24 protein-coding genes and 1 tRNA gene are annotated in these 23,214 nt (G+C 36.7%); 23 read left to right on the top strand and 2 right to left on the bottom strand.

Annotated features, from left to right (window positions below; genetic code table 11):
- The first annotated feature begins 6 nt into the window (after positions 1–6).
- The 14 genes from hprK (at position 7) to trxB (ending at position 13,010) form a co-directional block, all read left to right on the top strand.
- On the top strand, positions 7–936 hold the full coding sequence (hprK, locus tag BCI01S_RS17455) for an HPr(Ser) kinase/phosphatase (protein ID WP_047943762.1): 930 nt from the start codon (positions 7–9) through the stop codon (positions 934–936).
- Positions 937–983: 47 nt separating this feature from the next.
- Positions 984–1,796, top strand: coding sequence for a prolipoprotein diacylglyceryl transferase (lgt, locus tag BCI01S_RS17450; protein WP_061800357.1), 813 nt, complete (start codon positions 984–986; stop codon positions 1,794–1,796).
- A 21-nt stretch (positions 1,797–1,817) separates the two neighbouring features.
- Entirely contained in the window at positions 1,818–2,471 is a 654-nt protein-coding gene (ppaX, locus tag BCI01S_RS17445; protein ID WP_095258577.1) for a pyrophosphatase PpaX, read from the top strand.
- Positions 2,468–3,001, top strand: a complete 534-nt coding sequence (locus BCI01S_RS17440; protein ID WP_061800355.1) for an acyltransferase — start codon at positions 2,468–2,470, stop codon at positions 2,999–3,001. Before ppaX ends, BCI01S_RS17440 begins: the two co-directional genes overlap by 4 nt.
- Positions 3,002–3,298: 297 nt before the next feature.
- Positions 3,299–4,483, top strand: coding sequence for an ATP phosphoribosyltransferase regulatory subunit (locus BCI01S_RS17435; protein ID WP_061800353.1), 1,185 nt, complete (start codon positions 3,299–3,301; stop codon positions 4,481–4,483).
- Positions 4,480–5,124 carry an ATP phosphoribosyltransferase gene (gene hisG / locus BCI01S_RS17430; protein ID WP_047943767.1) on the top strand — a complete coding sequence of 215 codons (645 nt, stop codon included), beginning with the start codon at positions 4,480–4,482 and terminating at the stop codon, positions 5,122–5,124. The genes BCI01S_RS17435 and hisG overlap by 4 nt, the downstream gene beginning before the upstream one ends.
- Before the next feature lie 19 nt (positions 5,125–5,143).
- Positions 5,144–6,412 carry a histidinol dehydrogenase gene (gene hisD / locus BCI01S_RS17425; protein WP_061800349.1) on the top strand — a complete coding sequence of 423 codons (1,269 nt, stop codon included), beginning with the start codon at positions 5,144–5,146 and terminating at the stop codon, positions 6,410–6,412.
- A 41-nt stretch (positions 6,413–6,453) separates the two neighbouring features.
- Positions 6,454–7,041, top strand: a complete 588-nt coding sequence (hisB, locus tag BCI01S_RS17420) for an imidazoleglycerol-phosphate dehydratase HisB (RefSeq protein ID WP_061800347.1) — start codon at positions 6,454–6,456, stop codon at positions 7,039–7,041.
- Positions 7,042–7,665, top strand: coding sequence for an imidazole glycerol phosphate synthase subunit HisH (gene hisH, locus BCI01S_RS17415; protein ID WP_061800345.1), 624 nt, complete (start codon positions 7,042–7,044; stop codon positions 7,663–7,665).
- Positions 7,666–7,670: 5 nt separating this feature from the next.
- On the top strand, positions 7,671–8,396 hold the full coding sequence (gene hisA / locus BCI01S_RS17410) for a 1-(5-phosphoribosyl)-5-[(5-phosphoribosylamino)methylideneamino]imidazole-4-carboxamide isomerase (RefSeq protein WP_061800343.1): 726 nt from the start codon (positions 7,671–7,673) through the stop codon (positions 8,394–8,396).
- A gap of 26 nt (positions 8,397–8,422) precedes the next feature.
- Positions 8,423–9,181: an imidazole glycerol phosphate synthase subunit HisF gene (hisF, locus tag BCI01S_RS17405; protein ID WP_047943772.1), complete on the top strand. Its 759-nt coding sequence runs from the start codon at positions 8,423–8,425 to the stop codon at positions 9,179–9,181.
- On the top strand, positions 9,178–9,819 hold the full coding sequence (hisIE, locus tag BCI01S_RS17400; protein WP_061800341.1) for a bifunctional phosphoribosyl-AMP cyclohydrolase/phosphoribosyl-ATP diphosphatase HisIE: 642 nt from the start codon (positions 9,178–9,180) through the stop codon (positions 9,817–9,819). Before hisF ends, hisIE begins: the two co-directional genes overlap by 4 nt.
- Before the next feature lie 196 nt (positions 9,820–10,015).
- Positions 10,016–11,533, top strand: coding sequence for a tetratricopeptide repeat protein (locus BCI01S_RS17395; protein ID WP_061800338.1), 1,518 nt, complete (start codon positions 10,016–10,018; stop codon positions 11,531–11,533).
- A gap of 526 nt (positions 11,534–12,059) precedes the next feature.
- A complete protein-coding gene (gene trxB, locus BCI01S_RS17390; RefSeq protein ID WP_047943775.1) occupies positions 12,060–13,010 on the top strand; it encodes a thioredoxin-disulfide reductase in 951 nt (316 codons plus the stop codon).
- Positions 13,011–13,277: 267 nt separating this feature from the next.
- On the opposite strand, the gene BCI01S_RS17385 is transcribed toward trxB, so the two are convergent.
- Positions 13,278–14,231: a nuclease-related domain-containing protein gene (locus BCI01S_RS17385; protein ID WP_082138400.1), complete on the bottom strand. Its 954-nt coding sequence runs from the start codon at positions 14,229–14,231 to the stop codon at positions 13,278–13,280.
- Positions 14,232–14,400: 169 nt separating this feature from the next.
- On the opposite strand from BCI01S_RS17385, the gene BCI01S_RS17380 reads away from it, so the two are divergent.
- From BCI01S_RS17380 to BCI01S_RS17360, 5 genes are all read left to right on the top strand, one after another.
- A complete protein-coding gene (locus BCI01S_RS17380) occupies positions 14,401–14,859 on the top strand; it encodes an NUDIX hydrolase (RefSeq protein ID WP_047943777.1) in 459 nt (152 codons plus the stop codon).
- Positions 14,860–14,880: 21 nt separating this feature from the next.
- The gene (gene rapZ / locus BCI01S_RS17375) at positions 14,881–15,753 is read left to right on the top strand and encodes an RNase adapter RapZ (RefSeq protein ID WP_047943778.1); all 873 of its coding nucleotides are present in this window, start codon (positions 14,881–14,883) and stop codon (positions 15,751–15,753) included.
- Positions 15,750–16,706 carry a gluconeogenesis morphogenetic factor MgfK gene (gene mgfK / locus BCI01S_RS17370; RefSeq protein ID WP_047943779.1) on the top strand — a complete coding sequence of 319 codons (957 nt, stop codon included), beginning with the start codon at positions 15,750–15,752 and terminating at the stop codon, positions 16,704–16,706. Before rapZ ends, mgfK begins: the two co-directional genes overlap by 4 nt.
- A 66-nt stretch (positions 16,707–16,772) precedes the next feature.
- Positions 16,773–17,717 (top strand): DNA-binding protein WhiA, encoded by a 945-nt coding sequence (whiA, locus tag BCI01S_RS17365; protein ID WP_047943780.1) that lies wholly within the window; start codon positions 16,773–16,775, stop codon positions 17,715–17,717.
- Between the two features lie 173 nt (positions 17,718–17,890).
- Positions 17,891–18,139, top strand: a complete 249-nt coding sequence (locus tag BCI01S_RS17360; protein WP_047943781.1) for an HPr family phosphocarrier protein — start codon at positions 17,891–17,893, stop codon at positions 18,137–18,139.
- 127 nt (positions 18,140–18,266) lie between these two features.
- Here the strand turns inward: BCI01S_RS17360 and clpP are convergent, their stop codons facing one another.
- Positions 18,267–18,869, bottom strand: a complete 603-nt coding sequence (clpP, locus tag BCI01S_RS17355; RefSeq protein WP_047943782.1) for an ATP-dependent Clp endopeptidase proteolytic subunit ClpP — start codon at positions 18,867–18,869, stop codon at positions 18,267–18,269.
- A gap of 319 nt (positions 18,870–19,188) precedes the next feature.
- Between clpP and BCI01S_RS17350 the strand changes: the two genes are divergently transcribed.
- The 4 genes from BCI01S_RS17350 (at position 19,189) to BCI01S_RS17335 (ending at position 23,210) form a co-directional block, all read left to right on the top strand.
- Positions 19,189–19,260: transfer RNA gene (locus BCI01S_RS17350), tRNA-Arg, on the top strand.
- A 571-nt stretch (positions 19,261–19,831) separates the two neighbouring features.
- Positions 19,832–20,848, top strand: coding sequence for a sugar-binding transcriptional regulator (locus BCI01S_RS17345; protein ID WP_047943783.1), 1,017 nt, complete (start codon positions 19,832–19,834; stop codon positions 20,846–20,848).
- A gap of 54 nt (positions 20,849–20,902) precedes the next feature.
- Entirely contained in the window at positions 20,903–21,913 is a 1,011-nt protein-coding gene (gene gap, locus BCI01S_RS17340; RefSeq protein WP_047943784.1) for a type I glyceraldehyde-3-phosphate dehydrogenase, read from the top strand.
- 112 nt (positions 21,914–22,025) lie between these two features.
- Positions 22,026–23,210 carry a phosphoglycerate kinase gene (locus tag BCI01S_RS17335; RefSeq protein WP_047943785.1) on the top strand — a complete coding sequence of 395 codons (1,185 nt, stop codon included), beginning with the start codon at positions 22,026–22,028 and terminating at the stop codon, positions 23,208–23,210.
- Positions 23,211–23,214: the final 4 nt, after the last annotated feature.

Genomic DNA, 23,214 nt, shown 5'->3' with positions numbered 1-23,214 from the left:
AGCTTCATGGCAGCGAAAGTACTAATAAAAGATGTTATCGAAGAGTTTGATTTAGAAATTGTAAGTGGAGAAGAGGGAATTAATCGACCAATTACAGTTAGTGATATATCAAGACCAGGTCTCGAGATGGCCGGCTATTTTAATTATTATCCAGCAGAACGTGTTCAGTTGTTAGGGAAGACAGAACTGACCTTTGCCGAACGGTTAAGTGAGGAAGATAGAGCAAATCGCTTAACTAAATTATGTAGTGATACAACGCCTGGAATTATCATTACACGAAATATGGAGGTGCCTCCTCAATTAATAGAGGCATCAGAAGAATTAGCTGTACCTGTACTACGATCCAAGCATAAAACATCGCTTTTTTCCAGTCGTCTTACAAACTTCTTAGAAAGAAAATTAGCACCAACGACAGCAGTTCACGGGGTACTTGTTGATATTTATGGTGTGGGCGTTTTAATTACTGGTAAAAGTGGTGTTGGTAAAAGTGAAACAGCCCTTGAGCTTGTAAAGCGCGGGCATCGATTAGTTGCTGATGATTGTGTGGAGATACGCCAAGAAGATGAGAATTTAATTGTTGGTAGTTCACCAGAGTTAATTGAACATCTATTGGAAATCCGTGGATTAGGTATCATTAATGTCATGACGCTTTTTGGAGCTGGGGCTGTACGTACCCACAAAAAGATATCTTTAGTTATGTCTCTGGAATTATGGGAGCAGAACAAGCAATATGACCGTTTAGGTTTAGATGAAGAAAAAATGAAAATAATTGATACAGAAGTAACAAAGCTGACAATTCCAGTTCGCCCTGGGCGAAATTTAGCGGTAATTATTGAGGTCGCAGCAATGAATTTCCGTTTAAAAAGAATGGGTGTTAATGCAGCCGAACAATTCACGAATAAATTAAACAATGTTATATCTGACGAACGAAAATAAATAGCTAGAAGTAAATAGTAAAAACATGGGAAATAGGAGGAAATCGAATGGAAGATATACAACCAATTGATCCAATTGCTTTTTCGTTAGGGCCGATTGATGTTAGATGGTACGGACTTATCATTGGCTCTGGATTGATTCTTGCTCTTATTATTGCAATGCGAGAAGGAAATAGAAGAGGACTTGGAAAGGATGACTTCCCTGATTTAATGTTATGGGCAATCCCGATTTCCATTATATGTGCGCGAATTTACTATGTCATTTTTGAATGGAGCTACTATAAAGATCATCTAGGGGATATACCGAAAATTTGGAATGGTGGAATTGCCATTCATGGAGCTTTAATTGGTGCAATCGTAACTACTTATATTTTTACAAAGAAAAAGGATATTTCCTTCTGGAAAATGGCAGACATCGCTGCACCTAGTCTAATTCTGGGACAAGCTATTGGCCGTTGGGGCAACTTTATGAATCAAGAGGCACATGGCGAAGAAGTCACACGTTCCTTTTTAGAAGGCTTACATTTGCCGAATTTTATTATCGATCAAATGTATATTAACGGCACTTACTATCATCCTACTTTTTTATATGAATCATTATGGAATATTGTTGGATTCGTGATTTTACTAGTTTTACGGAAAGTGAACTTACGTAGAGGAGAAATCTTTTTATCTTATGTTATTTGGTATTCGATTGGAAGATTCTTTATCGAAGGAATGAGAACAGACAGCCTTATGATAGGTGACTTACGGATGGCTCAATTAATTTCTTTAGCGTTAATTGTCATTTCTATTATCTGTATCGCTTATAGACGGAAAACGGGTATTGCGAGTGAACGTTATTTAGATGCAAATGGTTAATCATGGAAAGGAATGTTTAGGTTGACTGGAAAGATTAATACAGCATTATTTGATTTGGATGGAACGCTAATAAATACAAATGAATTAATTATTTCCTCCTACTTACATACATTAAATCATTATTACCCAGGAAAATATAAACGAGTTGATGTCATTCCTTTTATGGGACCACCATTATTGGAAACATTTGAGTCGATTGATAAAATGCGTGCTCCAGAAATGATGGCAATGTACCGCTCTTATAATATTGCGAATCACGATAAGATTGTTACGATATTTGATGGTGTGTACGATGCTATGAAAGAATTAAAGCAAAGAGGCTTTAAGCTGGCAATTGTATCAACGAAACTTTCCGATGTAGTGGAAATGGGCTTGAAATTGACGAAGCTAGATGAATTTTTTGATGTAGTGGTTGCTTTAGATCATGTAACAAAAGCTAAACCAGATCCCGAGCCGGTTCTTCTTGCTCTTGAAAAATTAAAGGCTTCCCCTAGCGAAGCGATTATGGTTGGAGATAATAAACACGATATTTTGTCTGGGAAAAATGCAGGTACTTTAACAGCGGGTGTTGCTTGGACGCTAAAGGGGAAAGAATTTTTGCAGGCATATAATCCTGATTATATTTTTGAGAATATGAAAGACATCCTTTCTATTCCTGAAGTACAACAAACATGAGAAAAACGACGAGATATCCGGTTAGTGGATCAAATTCCTTATGGCATGTTTATAAAACAGTTCCGTTTTTGAAAGTAATTAAAAATTTTATTGTTATTCAGACAGCAAGATATATGCCTTTTTTGAAAGTGAAAAATTGGATGTACCGAAAGCTATTAAAAATGCGGGTGGGAGAACAAACCTCCTTTGCTTTAATGGTAATGCTTGATATTATGTTTCCAGAAAAAATTAAGGTCGGCAAGAATAGTGTCATAGGCTACAATACCACTATTCTTGCCCATGAATATTTAATAGAGGAATATAGGCTAGGAGAGGTTGAAATTGGCGATGAAGTCATGATTGGCGCCAATACCACTATTCTTCCAGGTGTGACAATTGGTGACCGTGCGATTGTATCTGCAGGTACATTAGTACATAAGGACGTCCCGGCAGGAAGCTTTGTTGGGGGAAATCCGATGCAAATCATTTATACCGCAGAACAAATGGAAGAACGTAAACGAAATGAGCCTTCCTATGTTTTAGATGAATAAATAGAAATACCTATCTGTCCATTATTTCAAGAATAAGTTTCTAGGAGTAATGAAAAGATAGGTCTTTTTTAAAATATCAGAATAAATAAAAAATAAAGAGGGGTATAACAATAAATGGAATTTATCGAAAGAATTATATAAGGAATTTATTAGTCTTGGATTTTTTAGAAAGATCTAATAAATGAAACTTTTCTCTTGACCTCGAATCAGACGAAGAGTACACTAAAAACAACTCTTTAATTTGGTAGTATATTAGCGAACTAAAGCATTCGGAATTTTAAAACACGAGGTGTAATGATGAGTAGCTTATTTATGTTTGAAAAGCCATTAGGCATGAGAGATACATTACCAGCGATTTACGAAAGAAAATATAAAGTAAAACAAAAAATAGATACAGAAATTAAAAAATGGGGTTATCAATTTATTGAAACTCCGACATTAGAATACTATGAAACAGTCGGCACAGCCTCCGCTATTTTAGACCAGCAGCTTTTTAAATTATTGGATCAGCAGGGACACACACTAGTTCTTCGCCCAGATATGACCGCGCCAATAGCAAGAGTAGCGGCATCTAAGCTTCTATCAGAAGATTTGCCATTACGCCTTGCCTATAATGCGTCCGTGTTTCGAGCACAGCAGCGGGAAGGCGGCAGACCGGCGGAGTTTGAACAAATAGGTGTTGAATATATTGGCGATAAAACCATTAGTGCGGATGGAGAAGGAATTTCTCTACTTATTTCCTCTCTTCAACAAGCAGGAGTGAAAAACTATCAAGTTTCGGTAGGACATATTGGCTTTGTCCAATCATTTTTCCAACAAATTCTTGGAACAAAAGATAGAGTGGACAGTTTAACCAAATACCTATATGAGAAAAATTATGTCGGCTATCGTCAGCATGTAGAACAGCTTGCTTTATCAAGTATTGATAAACAGCGCTTAAATGACTTCCTAACGCTTAGAGGAAAAGAAGAAGTGATTAACCTTGCCTATCAATTAATGGAAGGAGATCAAGGCATAAAAGCAATAGATGACTTAAAACAGCTAAAGGACATTCTCATAGATTACGAAGTAGCAGATAGAGTGACATTTGATTTATCACTTGTCAGTCATATGAGCTACTATACTGGCATTGTATATGAGGTATATGCAGAAGGCGTGGGCTTTCCCATTGGAAGTGGGGGCCGGTATGATTTGCTATTAGAAAAATTCGGCAAAGACACTGGAGCAACTGGTTTTGCTATTCGAGTGGATCGACTATTAGAAGCATTAGGTAAGGTGGCAAAAACGACCATAATCGAATGTATTTTATTTAGTAATGAACGCAGAAAAGAAGCGTTTCTATTAGCACAAGAAAAAAGGCGTGCTGGCATCCATGTCATTACGCAAGATATTAATGGAGTGAAAGATGTAGATGCCTGTACAAAACAGTATAGTGAAATCACACTATTGGTCGGGAAAAAACGGGTGGAGGTGATCAAATGAATGACATGCTAACTATCGCAATGCCAAAGGGAAGAATTTTCGAAGAGGCAGCTGATTTATTAAGAGATGCAGGCTTTCGTTTACCAGCAGAGTTTGACGACTCCCGGAAATTAATTATAGAGGTTGAAGAAGAAAACTTTCGCTTTATCTTGGCTAAGCCCATGGATGTTCCTACCTATGTGGAGCATGGAGTAGCAGATTTGGGGATTGCAGGAAAGGATGTCATGCTTGAGGAAGAAAGAGACGTATATGAATTGCTAGATTTACATATTAGTGCCTGTTATTTAGCAGTAGCAGGGCTTCCTCATACAGAACTGAATGAAATTGCTCCTAGAATTGCGACAAAATATCCTAATGTGGCAGCAGCCTATTTTCGTGAACAAGGCTCTCAAGTAGAAATTATTAAGCTGAATGGTTCCATTGAGCTTGCACCAATTATCGGCTTAACAGATCGAATTGTCGATATTGTTTCGACAGGAAAGACACTCGCTGAGAATGGCCTGATTGAATACGAAAGAATCGTAGATATTACTTCAAGATTAATTGTCAATCCTGCAAGCTATCGATTGAAGGACAGACGAATTAGTGAATTAGTAGAGCGGCTTCAGCCAGTAGTAAAGTCGAAACAAAGTGTGAAATAACGAATAAGGAGTATTCTAGATGAGAATTGTGACAGATATTGAGAATATTAGTTTAAAGCGCTCTGTTGATGCAGGTACGGAAGAACAGCGAAAAGCGGTCCGGGAGATTATGGGAGAGGTAAAAAGAAGTGGTGATCAAGCTTTAATTGAATATACAAAAAAATGGGATAAAGCCGAATTGACATGTCTTCGGGTGAAGGAAGAAGAGGTAGCAGCTGCTTACAATCATGTAGAAGAGGAAATGGTTTCAATTATAAAAGAGGCAGCCGCAAATATTAAAGAATACCATCAAAAGCAGCTGAAAACCTCATGGGATTTTACCCAAGACAATGGCTCCGTTCTTGGTCAACGGATTCTCCCATTAGATTCCGTTGGTGTTTATGTTCCAGGGGGAACAGCAGCTTATCCTTCGTCTGTATTAATGAACGTCATTCCAGCATTAGTTGCAGGAGTTCAGCGGATAGTTATGGTATCTCCACCGAATGAAAATGGAATTCTTCCTAGTGCTGTCTTAGTAGCAGCTGATATTGCTGGGGTAAAGGAAATTTACAAAGTGGGAGGCGCTCAAGCTATTGCAGCATTAGCGTACGGCACGGAATCAATTGAGAAAGTTGATAAGATTGTCGGCCCTGGAAATATCTTTGTTGCCCTTGCAAAAAGAGAAGTTTTTGGCGATGTTGCTATTGATATGATTGCAGGACCAAGTGAAATTGCCATTATAGCTGATGAAACAGCAAGTGCCAAAGAAATTGCTGCAGACTTATTATCACAGGCAGAGCATGACGAAAGAGCTTCCTCTGTTCTTGTTACTACTTCTATTTTATTAGCTAAAGAGGTCTCTCAAGAAGTGAAGCAGCAGTTAAATGATTTACCACGTAAGGAAATAGCGGAAAAATCAATTGACCAATATGGATTAATAGTGGTTGTAGAAACATTGGATAAGGCTGTCGCAGTCATCAATACCATTGCGCCAGAACATTTAGAAATCCTAACAAAGAATCCATACGATATCCTCGAACATATCCGTCACGCAGGATCCATTTTTATAGGAAGATATAGCTCAGAGCCAGTCGGAGATTATTTTGCTGGAACAAACCACGTTTTACCGACAAATGGAACAGCAAGATTCTCCAATCCACTAAACGTAGATGATTTCCAAAAGAAATCAAGTATCACTCATTATAGTGAAGCAGCATTTAAAGAAAACGCCCATAAAATAGCCAAATTTGCCCGCTTAGAAGGGTTAGAAGCTCACGCAAGAGCAATAGAAGCGCGATATGATGATTAGACGCTAGTTGAAAGACCTACATAATAAAAGGAGGAAGGAAAATGGCAAGGACGGCTGCAATTAGTAGAAAAACAGGTGAGACGAACATTCAGTTATCGTTTAATGTAGACGGAGAAGGAGTTTCTGAACTAGATACAGGTGTACCATTTATGAATCATATGCTCGACTTATTTACCAAACATGGCCAATTTAATTTAACAGTCCAAGCGAATGGAGATATTGAAGTAGATGATCACCATACGACAGAGGATATTGGGATATGTTTAGGATTGGCTATTAAAGATGCGCTTGGAAATAAAAGAGGGATTAAACGCTATGGGAATAGCTTTGTGCCGATGGATGAAACATTAGCACAAGTGGTTATCGATTTAAGCAATAGACCTCATTTAGAATTCCGAGCAGAGTTTCCAAATGATAAAGTAGGAACCTTTGATACAGAACTGGTTCATGAGTTTCTCTGGAAACTAGCGTTAGAAGCTAGAATGAATCTTCACGTTATTTTGCATTATGGGAAAAATACTCATCATATGATCGAAGCAATCTTTAAAGCAATGGCACGAGCATTAGATGAAGCAACAACAATTGACCCTAGAATAAAGGGGATTCCTTCCACGAAAGGGATGCTGTAAATGATCGGAATTATTGACTATGGAATGGGGAATTTGTTCAGCGTAAGTAAAGCGTTAGAAAGATTAGATGCTCCCTATTTTATTTCAGAGGATAAAGATAGATTACTTCAGGCAGATGCATTGATTCTTCCAGGCGTAGGAGCGTTTAAAGATGCAATGGAAAAATTAAAGAAGACGGGCCTATCTGAAATGATTTCTGTATTTGTTGATAGTGGGAGGCCTTTGTTAGGCATTTGCTTGGGGATGCAGTTATTGTTCGAATCAAGTGAGGAGTATGGATATAGTGAAGGGTTAAATTTATTACCTGGAAAAGTGGTTCGCTTTCCTGGCATTACAGGTGATGGTACTGCCTATAAAGTTCCTCATATGGGCTGGAATAAGCTGCATTTTAAAAGAGAGTCTTTAGTCACACCTGATTTGAACGATGATTTCGTTTATTTTGTGCATTCTTATTATGCAGAAACAAAAGAAGACGTTATTATAGCAAGCTGTTCCTATGATAAAGAGGTTCCAGCAGTAGTAGGAAGAAACAATGTGTTTGGCATGCAATTTCATCCAGAGAAAAGTAGCAAATTGGGAATGCAATTATTAAGCAACTTCGCTAATTTAATACAGAAAGGATAAACAAGATGACCTTTACTTTATATCCAGCCATTGATATGCGAGGCGGAAAGTGTGTTCGTTTACTGCAAGGGGATTATGAAAAAGAAACTATTTATGGAGATTCACCATTTGATATGGCAAAAAGCTTTGTAGACCAAGGTGCGAAGTGGATTCATATGGTTGATCTAGATGGTGCGAAGGACGGCAAGAAAGTAAATGATCAATTTGTCATTGATACAGCAACAAAATTAGGGGTAAAAGTGCAAATTGGTGGCGGTATTAGGAAAGAAGAAGATATTGTCCATTACCTTGAGAATGGGATAACAAGAGTAATAATTGGCAGTATCGCTGTTTCACAGCCAGACTTTGCGATCAAGATGATCCGCAAATATGGAAAGGGAATAGTGATAGGTATCGATGCAAAAAATGGATTTGTTGCGACACATGGTTGGCTGTCCACTTCAGAAGTAAAAGCAGTAGAACTTGGAAAACGCTTTGCAGATGCTGGGGCGGAAACTTTTATTTTTACGGATATTGCAACAGATGGAATGCTAAGTGGACCCAATGTTAAAGCGATTGAAGAAATGGCTCTGATAACGAAAAAAGAAGTGATCGCATCTGGAGGAATCAGCAGTATACAAGATTTGAACCAACTAAAGGAAAGCGACTCTAAAGGTGCCATTATTGGTAAAGCATTATATGAAAAAAAATTCACGCTCCGAGAGGCTTTAGAACGATTGAATGGGAAGTAACTGGATATGGTGAGAGGAGTTTATTAATGTTAACGAAGCGAATTATTCCATGTTTAGACGTAAAAGAGGGACGTGTGGTCAAAGGAATTCAATTTGTTCAATTAAGAGATGCGGGGGATCCCGTTGAATTAGCGCGTTTCTATGATGAACAAGGAGCAGATGAGCTTGTATTTCTCGACATTTCTGCATCACATGAAGGTAGAAAAACAATGGTGGAGGTAGTAAAAGAAGTTGCATCCGAGCTTGCCATTCCTTTTACTGTTGGAGGAGGAATAAACTCCCTAGAAGATATGAAGAAGATTCTGCGGGCTGGTGCCGATAAAGTATCTTTAAATACAGCAGCAGTGTTAAATCCTGCTTTGATTGAAGAGGGAGCTAATTTTTTTGGATCTCAATGTATCGTTGTTGCCATTGATGCTAAATATGATACTGAGCTTGGTACATGGCGTGTCTATACCCATGGTGGAAGGAAACCAGTAGATAAGGATGTAATCACATGGGCAAAAGAGGCTGTTGCTTTAGGAGCAGGGGAAATATTATTAACAAGCATGGATACGGATGGGGAGAAGAAGGGATTTAACTTAGCATTGACCAAAGCGGTAAGTGAGGCTGTTTCTGTTCCAGTAATCGCTTCTGGAGGAGCCGGCAACGCCGCACATTTTGAAGAGGCATTTAAAGATGGCAAAGCTGATGCTGCACTTGCGGCTTCCATTTTCCATTATAAAGAAACATCTGTTTTGGAAGTGAAGAGCTATTTAAAGGAAAAAGGAGTGCTTGTAAGATGATATTAGATGAATTGAAATTTGATGAAAAAGGATTAATACCTGCTGTCGTACAGGATGTTGTGACAAAAGAGGTGTTAACCCTGGCTTATATGAATAAAGAATCATTAGAAAAATCCATGAGCACCGGAGAGACATGGTTTTATAGCAGGTCTAGACAGGAATTATGGCATAAAGGAGGAACAAGTGGAAATACACAATCTATTGTAGAAATAAAATACGACTGTGATCAAGATGCATTAGTAGTACTGATTCAACCGAATGGACCCGCTTGCCATAATGGAACAACAAGCTGTTTTGTAGACAGTATGTATCAAAACAAAGAAAGGGATGTAACTTCAGCGGACTTTCAAATTCTTGCTAACTTAGAAAAAGTTATTGAAGAAAGAGATATTAAGCGCCCAGAAGGTACCTATACAACGTATCTATTTGAAAAGGGAGTAGATAAAATTCTCAAGAAAGTTGGCGAAGAAGCCGCCGAAGTTATTATTGCTGCAAAAAATCGCGACTCAGAAGAATTGAAGTGGGAAGCATCTGACCTTCTTTACCATTTATTTGTCTTATTACGAGAACAAAAACTTCCATTTTCTGAGATTTTGCAGGTGCTAGAAGCGCGCCATGAAGAAAAGACAGGGAAGTAAGCAAACTAGAGAATGGTTCATCTAGAGGGCCGCTCTCTTTTCCACACATGTCTCTTTTATTTAAATTCTCTCCTCTAAAAGTTTTTCCAAAAAGGCATTGACTCTTCTCGGATTTGTATTTAGTATGGTATACTTGTTGAGTTAATAGGAACTTTATAATGCAGCTTGATAAGGGAACATATATATTGGAGGATTTATGAATAAAAACTCAGATAGAGTACAACCAGTGGGTAAACTTATTACATTTAATCCTACAGGCGAATTTTATTTTAACAAAGGAATTAAGGCATATCATCAAAGAGATTATTATAAATCCCTTAAATATTTGCAAAGAGCACTGGCGTTAGAACCGGGAGAACCAATGATTGCATGTCAGCTTGCAGTCGTTTATGCAGATATTGGAGAATATCAAAAATCTAATGAACTTCTCCATGTTATTATTGAAGAATTAGATGAGGACATGGTTGAGTGTTATTATTTCCTAGCGAATAATTACGCCCATTTGGGATTTTTTAAAGATGCATATTATCATGCAAAACTATATTTAAGTTTAGATAAAGATGGGGAATTTGTAGAGGATACGGAAGATCTTATGGAAGTGTTATCTCTTGAATCAGAGGAGCTCGAGGAAGAGGAAGCTAACGAGGAAGAAGATCTTATTACAAGACAGGAACTGGCAAGGGCTCTGCTTGAATCTGGTAACTTTGCGCAGGCTGTGGAAGCTTTAACAAAGGTTATTCAAGATTATCCAGAATATTGGTCAGCATATAACAATTTAGCGTTAGCACACTTCTACCTAGGACAATCGGAAAAGGCCAGTGAGATTTTGGAGCATGTTTTAACGAATAATATCGGAAACTTACATGCTTTATGTAATAAACTTGTATTTGCTTATTATCAAAATAACGATAGGCATGTGAAAGAAATGGCTGCTATATTAAGAAAAATCAACCCTATTTCTATTGATCATCAGTTCAAACTAGGGACCACTTTCGCACTTATTGGTGAATATGATACAGCCTATTTCTGGTTGAAGAAGATTTATAAACAAGGATTTCAGGGAGACGGTTCTTTTTACTATTGGTTATCTTACGCAGCTTATTACACAGGAAATAAGCAAACGGCAAAGAAAGCATGGAAAAAGGTAATGGATATTCATCCTGAAAAAGAAGGACAAGAGCCTTGGAATAATTTGGAATATACAATCAATGGATTTGAGGAGCATGTAAGCTCCATTCTCAAAAGATTTGAAAGCAGCCATGCTGAGGAGCGAATGTTTGCTACTTTTTTAACTTCAATATCTTCTCAAAAAGATAAGATTCTGTCTTCTTCTGTTTTTCAGCAACAGAATGTTTTTACACAAATAGAAAAAGATTATCGTGATTTTGTGAAGAATGGCACTGAGATAGAGGATCCATTCTTATATGTTGCACATCATACAGCCGAACAAATTTATACCAACTATCATCCAATTGGTACGGAAGAAACTAGTTTATATTTATTATGGTTTTCAGCTGTCATGGAAATGCAAACAGCTGGAGCTTTATTTAAAAATTGTATTGCGAGTGCAGCTGCTATTGACTATCTGTGGAGTCAATCTCGCGAGAAGAAAAAAACTCAGCAAGAAATTGCTAATCATTATGGACTTTCTACCTCTACTTTACAAAAATATATAAAATCAATGAAGAATTTTATGCAGCCCATCTATAGCTAAGATTCCATTATTTTGATGTTTTATGCATTTATTGAATAAATAGTAGTAAGAAGCAGTTAGGAATTGGACTGCTTCTTTTTTATAAGCTTTTAAAAAGCCTAATTAAATATATAATAAAAACAGTTATAATTAATCTATGTGATGCATGATATGAAGTTTTCCATATAAGTAAAATCCAAGATGTTGAGTGCCATACAATTTATCTCCTCGTTTTAAGAGTAATTTTTAAGTAAAAAGGAGAATTAAAAATAAAAATTGGGGAATTTTTAAATTCGGCATGATAAAGAACTAGATTTATTAAATCCAAATTGGGAAAATAATAAAAAGGCATATAGTGATAAAGAAATCAAGAAGAAAATGAGGCAAAGAAATTAAAGAACTTATTATAACTATTTATGAGCAGATATTTGGACGGATAAGGGATTGTTTTATAGGATAGTAATAGATAATCATACTTATAATAATAAATGGACAATGTGGATTCTAATAGATGCATTGGGTAGTTAATGGAAAAGGAGTTTTTGAAATGACGGAAGAAAAAATTTATGATGTTATTATAATTGGAGCAGGACCAGCTGGAATGACAGCTGCCGTATATACATCTCGTGCTAATCTTTCTACATTAATGATTGAAAGAGGAATACCAGGCGGGCAAATGGCAAATACAGAAGATGTAGAAAATTTCCCTGGATTTGAAAGTATCTTAGGACCAGATTTATCCAATAAAATGTTTAATCATGCGAAAAAATTCGGTGCAGAATACGCATATGGTGACATTAAGGAAATAGTGGACGGAAAAGAATATAAAACAGTTAAGGCTGGATCAAAAGAATTTAAAGCAAGATCTATTATTATCTCAACAGGAGCAGAATATAAAAAAGTTGGAGTTCCTGGGGAAAAAGAATTAGGTGGACGCGGCGTATCTTATTGTGCTGTTTGTGACGGAGCATTCTTTAAGAATAAGCGATTATTCGTCATTGGAGGCGGAGATTCAGCTGTTGAAGAAGGGGTATACTTAACTCGTTTTGCTTCCCAAGTTACCATTGTGCACAGACGTGACGAATTAAGAGCACAGAAAATCCTGCAAAAAAGAGCGTTTGATAATGAAAAAGTGGACTTTATCTGGAACCATACCATTAAGTCCATTAATGAAAAAGAGGGCAAAGTCGGCAGTGTGACACTTGTTTCAACAGTAGATCAGACCGAGCAAGAATTAGAGGCAGATGGTGTCTTTATATACATTGGCATGGTACCATTATCTAAACCTTTCGAAAGCTTAGGAATTACCAATGAAAATGGTTATATTGAAACGAATGACCAAATGGAAACGAAGGTGCCTGGAATTTTTGCAGCTGGTGATATTCGTGAAAAAACACTTCGTCAAATTGTTACAGCAACAGGAGACGGAAGTATCGCAGCGCAAAGTGCACAGCACTATGTAGAAGAGCTGGCTGAAGAGCTAAAACAACAAGCATAAGAAAGTGTCATTACGTTTTAATTGGAATGTAACAGTAGTGAAACATAGTTAGGATATCATAGAAATAGAAATTGACCCCCTTTTAAGATATATTTTTTAGCATAGGCTCAAAAATGGAGCCTATGCCTTTTTTTATGGATTTTGCTCGATTTAGGCTTTGGCTGATAAATGTTATTTTTCGCGAATAACAGGAATGTTTTCGCGAATACTTTGTGTATTTCGCGAATTTAAGAGGTAATTACGCGAATATAGTGTAATAACTGCTACTTATTCCAAAAAATCTTTTGTCGGGTAATAAATTCTTCCTCGATTTTCACCTGTATAAGGTAATTTCATCGAGACAAGAAGTCGATTAGCGGTATCTTTGGAAGAAATATGGACAAATTCACGAAATTCCTTACTGGTTATAGAAGGTTTGATTAAAAGGAAATAATCTTCCACTGCTTTAATATGGGCTTTTCTATCAAATGTGGAACAGGATGGACAAAACCAGCTGCGCTTTTTTCTAACCATTGCAAATGCCATGCAATGTGGACACTGAACGCCTGTTATAATATCCTCTTTGCTTAAATTGTATTTTTCCAATACATTAGTATGATCTGGAGTGTGATGCTTGCGCAGGAATTTGGAGATTTTGCGAAGGTTTTTGTCATCGAGAATATTTCCTTTGTATTTTCTTTGTAATTGATCCCATTTTTCAAGAAAACTATGACTGTGTAGAACATGACTTTTTATCGAGGGATTTCCTTTTATGATAGTAGAAGGTTTGGATATAATAACGATTGGCTCGATAGGAGGAATAGGAAAGTGGCGTTTTTGTAAGAATGATTCTAGTTGGTGCTTTAATCTTTTTACTTGAGAGATGGGATCCAGGTAACCCTCTTCTTGATTATTTCGTGTTCGGGTAAATTGGTTTAAGTTTGTATCAAATAGTAATGTGCCTAAATAGTTTTTACAATCAATAATAATAAAAAAGCAATGTGTCAACAAGAGATAGTCGATTTGAAAATAAGATTTTCCATCGTATAAACGAAGGTTATGAATAATAAAGCAATCTTTCTCAGGGATAAAATCGAGATAATAGGTTAGATGCTTTTCTCCTTTATAGCCGCGTAAATAAATCGAAACATCTTTTTTGATGGCCGAATGTTTATCTCCGCGTTTTAAGAGTGCTTCTAATTTTCTTAACTTTAAATCCTTTTTAACAAGGTTAACATACAAAAGTACCCACATCCTTTTCTAAAGATATATAATCATTTCTCTGTCAGGAATAAAGAATCCTTCATAATTGGAAAAGGCAATTGATTGTGGGGGCATGACAATAATAGTATAATAAAAGGAATGGATAAAAAGCAGTGCCTACATATAGAGAAAATTGGGGTGAATAATTTTGCAACGTGTGACGAATTGTTTGTTACTTAAAGATAATAAAGTCTTATTGCTACAAAAACCAAGACGTGGCTGGTGGGTAGCGCCTGGCGGAAAAATGGAGCCGGGAGAGTCTGTGAGAGATTCCTGTATTCGTGAGTATAGAGAAGAAACAGGTATTTATTTACGAAATCCTAACATCAAAGGAATTTTTACCTTTATTATTAAAGAGGGAGATAAAATTATATCGGAGTGGATGATGTTCACCTTTTTCTCTACGAATGCAGATGGTGTCAATGTAGACGAATCAGCTGAAGGGAAAATTGTCTGGCACGATTTAGATGATGTGAAAAATTTGCCAATGGCTGAGGGCGATTATCATATTTTAGATTACATGATCCATGGAAATGGAATAATCTATGGAACATTTACTTATACACCAGATTTCGAATTAATTAGTTACCGATTAGATCCAAGCTAAAGATTTATAGGGGGAATTAAAATGGAACCACAAGTCGTAATCATCACAGGAATGTCAGGAGCAGGAAAGACAGTTGTTATTCAAAGCTTTGAAGACTTAGGTTTTTTTTGTGTGGACAACTTACCACCTACACTTTTACCTAAGTTTCTCGAACTTATGAAAGAGTCGGAGAATAAGATGAATAAGGTTGCTCTTGGGATGGATTTGCGGGGGAGAGAATTTTTTGATGATTTGTTTACTGCATTAGATGATTTGGCAACTTCCTGGGTTGTTCCCAAGATTCTTTTTCTTGACGCTGATGACAGCGCCCTTGTTAGAAGATATAAGGAGACTAGAAGAGTTCATCCCCTTGCACCGGCTGGGCTTCCTTTAGAAGGAATTAAATTGGAACGAGAATTGTTAGAAGAACTCAAAGGGAGAGCACAAATTATTTATAATACATCACAAAGCTCTCCGAGAGAACTACGCGAAAAGATTTTAAAAGAATTCTCTGTTAATAAACAATCTATCTTTACTGTAAATGTGATGAGTTTTGGATTTAAACATGGACTTCCTATTGATGCGGATTTAGTATTTGATGTGCGTTTTTTACCAAACCCTCATTACGTTGAGCATATGAGACCAAAAACTGGATTAGATGTAGAGGTATCTAGTTATGTATTGAAATGGACGGAAACAGGCCAATTTTTAGAAAAAGTCATTGATTTATTAACATTTATGCTGCCCCAATATAAGAGAGAAGGAAAATCGCAGCTTGTTATTGCGATTGGCTGTACCGGGGGACAGCATCGATCTGTTGCATTAGCTGAGTATATCGGCCATCATTTTGAAAAAGAATATAATATTGCTATTGCTCACCGTGATATGGAGAGGAGAAAGGACCAACAGGCATGAGTGAAAAGGAACAGCCAAGAATTGTAATCATCGGAGGAGGAACTGGCCTTTCTGTGCTTCTGCGTGGATTGAAAAAGTATCCAGTAGATATAACGGCAATCGTAACAGTAGCCGATGACGGAGGAAGCTCTGGAAGGTTAAGAGAGGACCTCGATATCCCTGCTCCTGGAGACGTTCGTAATGTGTTAGCCGCGTTATCGGATGTCGAGCCCTTAGTGGAGGAAATGTTTCAACATCGCTTCACGAATAGCAAGGATTTAGATGGACATTCATTAGGTAATTTAATCTTAGCTGCCATGACTTCCATTACTGGTAATTTTACCTATGCGATTCAAGAAATGAGCAAAGTACTTAATGTTCGTGGTAAAGTATTACCTGCGACTAGTCATAGTGTTATCTTAAATGCGGTAATGGAAGATGGAACGGTAGTAGTGGGAGAATCTAATATTCCGGAGGCTGGTAAAAAGATAAAGAAAGTTTTCCTTACTCCCGAAGATTCTGAGCCGCTTCCTGAAACGATACATGCTATCGAGCAAGCCGACTTAATTGTGATGGGGCCTGGAAGCTTATACACTAGTATCTTGCCAAACTTAGTAGTTCCAGAAATCAAAGAGGCAGTCCGAGAAGCGAAAGCAAAAAAAGTTTATGTGTGCAATATAATGACACAAGCAGGAGAAACATCCGATTATACGGCGAGTGATCATGTGAAAGCATTATATGAACATGTAGAAAAGCCATTTATTGATACAATAATCGTGAACAAAACGAATATTCCTGCAAATATACAACAAAGATATGATGAAGAAAAAGCAAAGCCTGTAGTTTTTGATATTAATCGGCTGGAACGGATGGATTTGGATGTAATAGCTGGTGATATCATTAAGCTTGATCAAGGTGTTATTCGCCATAACACACTAGAAGTGGCGAAAATTCTCTATTCAATTATTGATTGAAGGAAGAGTAACTTTTTAGACAAGGTATTGGAAAAATATGCTCCGAGTCTATAAGGGGGGAAGGACATGTCTTTTGCTTCAGAAACTAAAAAAGAATTAACAACAATTGAAGCCAAAAATTGTTGTGGAAAAGCAGAATTATCAGCACTAATTCAAATGAATGGGACACTTTCCTTTTCTAACCAGAGGCTAGTTGTAAATATCCAGACAGAGAATGCAGCTATCGCAAGAAGAATTTATACTCTAATAAAAAGATATTTTGATATCCCGGTTGAACTATTAGTCCGCAAAAAAATGCGTTTAAAAAAGAACAATGTCTATATTGTGCGCATTTCTAATCAGGGCAAAGAAGTGCTTGAGGAACTGAGTATACTTAAAGAAGGTTTTGTGTTTACTCATGAAATCTCACCAGACCTAATTAAGAAAAAATGCTGTAAACGATCTTATTTACGCGGAGCCTTTCTAGCAGGAGGTTCGGTTAATAACCCAGAAACTTCTTCATACCATTTGGAAATTGCTTCTTTATATAAAGAACATATTATCGCGCTCAGTGATTTAATGAATACATTTGGATTAAAAAGCAAGACGCTAGAAAGAAAAAAAGGTTTTATTGCTTATTTAAAGGAAGCAGAAAAAATCACCGAATTTCTTAATATTATCGGAGCCCATGGAGCACTTCTTCGTTTTGAAGACATTCGAATTGTGAGAGATATGAGAAATTCAGTTAACCGCTTAGTCAATTGCGAGACGGCTAATTTAAATAAGACAATCGGGGCTGCATTACGACAGGTTGAGAATATTCGTTATATTGATAAAACAGTTGGCTTACAAATTCTACCTGATAAACTTAGAGAAATTGCAGAACTTCGAGTTGCCTATCAAGATGTAACTTTAAAAGAATTAGGAGAAATGGTGTCATCTGGTAATATCAGTAAATCTGGCATCAATCACCGTCTAAGAAAAATAGATGAAATTGCCGATGCACTTCGTCGTGGAGAAAAAGTCAATTAATAAGAATGGATAATATATCAAGTAAACGATATATATTATCCATTTTTATTTTTTAGAATTATTATCAGAAAAATTATTCTAAACTGAATATTATTGGAGGTGAATCGAGCAAAAATTTCCTTTTCCTTGTATAATAGATATTATTACTACATTGATGAAGGGGAGGATGTTCGATGGTAGAGCAAGAGATTACAGTGGACTTAAAATCTGGACTTCAAGCACGACCCGCAGCTTTATTTGTTCAAGAGGCAAGTAACTATTTATCTGAAGTGTTTATTGAAAAAGATGGAAGAAGAGTGAATGCAAAGAGTATCATGGGGATAATGGGTTTAGCCATTCATTCAGGAGCAACAATAAAATTAATAGTTGATGGCAGCGATGAAGTGGAAGCGCTTCAGAATTTAAAAGGATTATTAAAGTAAAGCTGTTTAATATGTAGAATACTCTCCTAATAAAAAAGGCTGTTCCAAATAGGAAGATTTTATAGAGGATATCATCTATAGAAATCTAATTTGGAACGACCTTTTTTAATTATTAAGAGTTCTTTTATTAATTTTTCTTGTCTTCAAGAGAATTACGACTGATAACATGGTCAACTAAACCATATTCTTTTGCTCTTTCAGCAGTCATAAAGTTATCGCGTTCTGTATCTCTTGCGATTACCTCCATTGGTTGACCAGTTCGCTCAGATAAAATACCGTTTAATTTATCGCGTAGGAATAAGATACGTTTAGCAGCAATCTCAATTTCAGTTGCTTGACCTTGTGCTCCGCCAAGTGGTTGGTGAATCATCACTTCACTATTAGGCAATGCATAACGTTTACCTTTTGCACCAGCAGCAAGTAAGAATGCACCCATAGAAGCAGCCATACCAATACAAATTGTTTGGACATCCGGCTTAATATACTGCATTGTATCATAAATTGCCATACCTGCAGTGATGCTTCCACCAGGGCTGTTGATATAAATAGATACATCTTTTTCTGGATTTTCTGTTTCTAAGAATAAAAGCTGTGATACGATAGAGTTAGCAACATTATCATCGATAGCACTGCCAAGCATAATAATACGGTCTTTTAATAAACGAGAGTAGATATCGTAAGCACGTTCTCCTCTATTTGTTTGCTCAATAACTGTAGGAATTAAATTCATTTAAAATCCTCCTTTTTAATATCTGTTCGTAAAGCATAAGTATTTGTTTCTTCAGAAAGATGCATAACATCTAAACTGTATGTATTCCTAATGATACACGGATGGTCAATTAAGGTCAAACGTTAAAGCTTGATTCCCTGAAAATATCATTCGACATCTTTTTCATTATTGGAGATATAGAAAGCTATTATCAAATACCATCCCTTTATTCCGGTTACAATCCTTTCTCCATGATACCCACTGCACCTTTTTTTAAACATCTTCTATTGCAATAAACGGAAAGTTCGCTTATAATATGAAAGCGTAACTTTAACATAATGCCCTCGTGGTGCAACGGATAGCACGTAAGATTCCGGTTCTTAAAATGGGGGTTCGATTCCCTCCGAGGGTGCTAAGCATTCCTGTAAAAGGGTTTATCTAAATTTTTGGGGGTATTCATCCAATTATTTAGATAGACTCTTTTTTCAATCAGTTAACGCTCTTTTCAGATTTATCCTTTCCTTATTAATATTCTACCCTTTTTGGTTTTGCAGATAAATCAGAAGTATGGATGATATTCCCATAATTAAGGCTGAAAACTCTAATTTGTGGCTAATCCTCAGCGTTACTGCTAAAATACCCAAACTTTATCCGATTTCGTATCATGATGAAAGTTATTCTCATAAAATGATTAGTATAGTAAATGAAGGCTTTTCTTATAAAGAAAGCATATTTAAAGGTATATTTTCTTAACAAATCAATAACATGAATAATAATTAGTTTTTTCCAAATAATATGAAAAGATAGAACGACACTTTTTCGCCAAATTTAACAAAAAATAGACACTTATCAGTTGAATTCATACTATACTGGTGTTAGAATTGTTCTTGTAGCAAGGAATTATTTTTTTGTAGTACCCGGGACGGAAAATGTCTATGTGGGACTTCTGACGACCACTGTAAGTGAAGGAGCGCATCAAAAGCATGGTTTCATTTATTGAGATTCAAAAAAGATTATTACCAGATTTACTTACAGTTATGCAAAAAAGGTACTATATTCTGCAGTATATCAAGAATATGCAGCCTGTCGGAAGAAGAAGTCTGGCAGTGAGCCTAGGACTGACCGAAAGAGTCTTGAGAAGTGAAGTCGAGTTTTTAAAGGATCAGCAGCTTATACATATTTCAAACATCGGCATGACAGTCACTTCGATAGGGGAAGAGGTGTTGGAAAGTCTTTCCAGTGTAATGAGAGAAGTAACGGGTATTAACGAAATGGAGCAGCTGCTGCAAAGAAAACTAGGTATTAACCGAGTTATCATTGTAGCTGGGGACAGTGATCACTCTCCATGGGTAAAAAAAGAATTAGGACTTGCCACAGCAAATTGTATGAAATCTCTTCTAAAGGGAAATAATATCATCGCAGTTAATGGTGGGACTACTATGTCCTCTGTTGCAGAGGCACTGACACCTAGTATTGCAGATGGAGAATTATTATTTGTCCCTGCACGTGGTGGAATAGGAGAAGATGTTAAAAATCAGGCAAATACAATTTGTTCCATGATGGCAGATCATACTGCATCTAAACATCGAGTTTTATACGCTCCTGATGAGGTCAGCGAAGAAATGTACAAAAGCATTTCCACAGATCCTCGTATAAGCGAAGTATTAAAACTCATTCGTTCCGCAAATCTTTTAGTTCACGGCATTGGCGAGGCGCTTACAATGGCGAATCGCAGAAATACCAGCAAAAGTGATCTAGAAAAGATTAAAAATGCAGAAGCTGTTGGCGAAGCATTTGGGTACTATTTTAATGAAGATGGAGAAGTTGTCCACAAGGTTCAAACAATTGGCCTTAGACTGGAAGACTTATCTACTGTACCTAATATCATCGCTGTAGCAGGTGGAGCATCGAAGTCAAAGGCTATTCGTGCTTATCTTAAAGAAGCACCAACTTCAACTATTTTAATAACAGATGAAGGAGCCGCCAAAAAGTTGATATAATGGGAAATCCCTTTATATATTTAATACTCTTAAAATTAGAGGAGGAAATTTACAATGACAGTAAAAGTAGGTATTAACGGTTTTGGACGTATCGGACGTTTAGCATTCAGAAAAATCATGGAAAACCCAGAATTAGAAGTGGTTGCAATCAATGATTTAACTGATACTAAAATGCTAGCACATCTTTTAAAATATGATTCATCTCAAGGAACTTTCCAAGGTGAAATCGAAGTACACGAAGGTTACTTCTTAGTAAATGGTCAAAAAGTTGTTACAACTGCTGAAAGAAACCCAGCTGATCTTAAATGGGGAGAACTTGGTGTAGATACAGTTATCGAATCTACTGGTTTCTTCACAACAAAAGAAAAAGCAGAAGCTCACATTCAAGCAGGTGCTAAAAATGTAGTTATCTCTGCTCCAGCAACTGGCGAAATGAAAACAGTTGTTTACAATGTTAACCATGATGTTCTTGATGGAACTGAAACAGTTATCTCTGGTGCTTCTTGTACTACTAACTGTCTTGCTCCAATGGCACAAGTTCTTCAAAATAAATACGGTATCGTATCTGGTTTAATGACTACAATCCATGCTTACACTGGCGACCAAAACACTTTAGATGCTCCACATCCAAAAGGTGACTTCCGTCGTGCTCGTGCAGCTGCTGAAAACATTATTCCTAACTCAACTGGTGCTGCAAAAGCAATCGGTTTAGTATTACCTGAACTACAAGGTAAATTAGACGGAGCTGCTCAACGTGTTCCAGTTAAAACTGGGTCATTAACTGAGCTTGTAACTGTTCTTGATAAAAAAGTTACAGTTGAAGAAATCAACGCTGCAATGAAAGAAGCTGCTAACGAATCTTTTGGTTACACTGAAGAAGAGCTTGTTTCTTCTGATATTATCGGAATTAGCTACGGTTCATTATTCGATGCAACTCAAACAAAAGTTATCACTGTTGGTGATCAACAACTTGTTAAAACAGTTGCTTGGTATGACAACGAAATGTCTTACACTAACCAATTAGTAAGAACTGTTAAGCACTTTGCACAACTTGCAACAAAATAATTTCCCTTTATAAATGGAATTATGTGCGAGTTAATAAGCACCCCCTTTAATCTAACAGCGGAAACAACTTTGTTTCCGCTATTTTAAAAATATGCAGTGGAGGGTACCTATAATGAACAAGAAAACAATTCGTGATATTGATTTAAAAGGGAAAAAAGTATTTGTTCGTGTTGACTTCAATGTACCGATGAAAGATCAACAAATTACGGACGAAACAAGAATTCAAGCAGCACTTCCAACAATTAAGGAATTAGTTGAGAGTGGTGCAATTGTTATTCTAGCAAGTCACTTAGGACGTCCAAAAGGTGAAGTTGTAGAAGAGCTGCGTTTAACTCCTGTTGCAAAACGCCTTTCTGAATTACTAGGGAAAGAAGTTGCGAAAGCAGATGAGTCATATGGTGAAGCTGTTAAAGCACAGATCAGCAAGTTATCAGAAGGGGATGTAATCCTTCTTGAAAACGTACGTTTCAATGCTGGTGAAGAAAAAAATGATGCAGAATTAGCAAAACAATATGCAGAGCTTGCAGATGTATTTGTAAATGATGCATTTGGTGCTGCACACCGTGCCCATGCTTCAACAGAAGGAATTGCTCATTATATTCCAGCAGTATCTGGATTATTAATGCAAAAAGAACTAGATGTTCTTGGCAAAGCTTTATCCAATCCTGACCGTCCGTTCACAGCAATCATTGGGGGAGCGAAAGTTAAGGATAAAATTGGTGTAATTGATAACCTTCTTGATAAAGTAGATAACTTAATTATCGGCGGAGGCTTAGCTTATACTTTTGTTAAATCTCTTGGCCATGAAATTGGTAAATCTTTATTAGAAGAAGATAAAATCGATCTTGCTAAATCTTATATGGAAAAGGCAAAAGAAAAAGGCGTTAAATTCTATATGCCTGTTGATGTTATCGTTGCAGATGATTTCTCAAATGATGCAAACATCAAAGCTGTTTCTATCGAAGAAATCCCAGCTGATTGGGAAGCATTAGATATCGGACCTAAAACACGTGAAATCTATGCAGATGTTATTAAAAATTCTAAATTAGTAATTTGGAATGGACCAATGGGTGTGTTCGAATTAGATGCATTCGCAAATGGTACAAAAGCAGTAGCTGAAGCACTTGCTGAATCTCAAGATACATATTCAGTAATTGGTGGTGGAGATTCTGCAGCAGCAGTTGAGAAATTTGATTTAGCAGATAAGATGAGTCATATTTCTACTGGCGGCGGTGCTTCATTAGAATTTATGGAAGGTAAAGAACTTCCAGGGGTAGTGGCTTTAAACGACAAATAATATC

This window comes from Niallia circulans NBRC 13626 (assembly GCF_001591585.1).
In the GTDB taxonomy this organism is placed as follows: domain Bacteria; phylum Bacillota; class Bacilli; order Bacillales; family Cytobacillaceae; genus Niallia; species Niallia circulans.
Note: the sequence above shows the minus strand (reverse complement) of the source record. Positions and strands in the feature narration are given on the sequence as shown.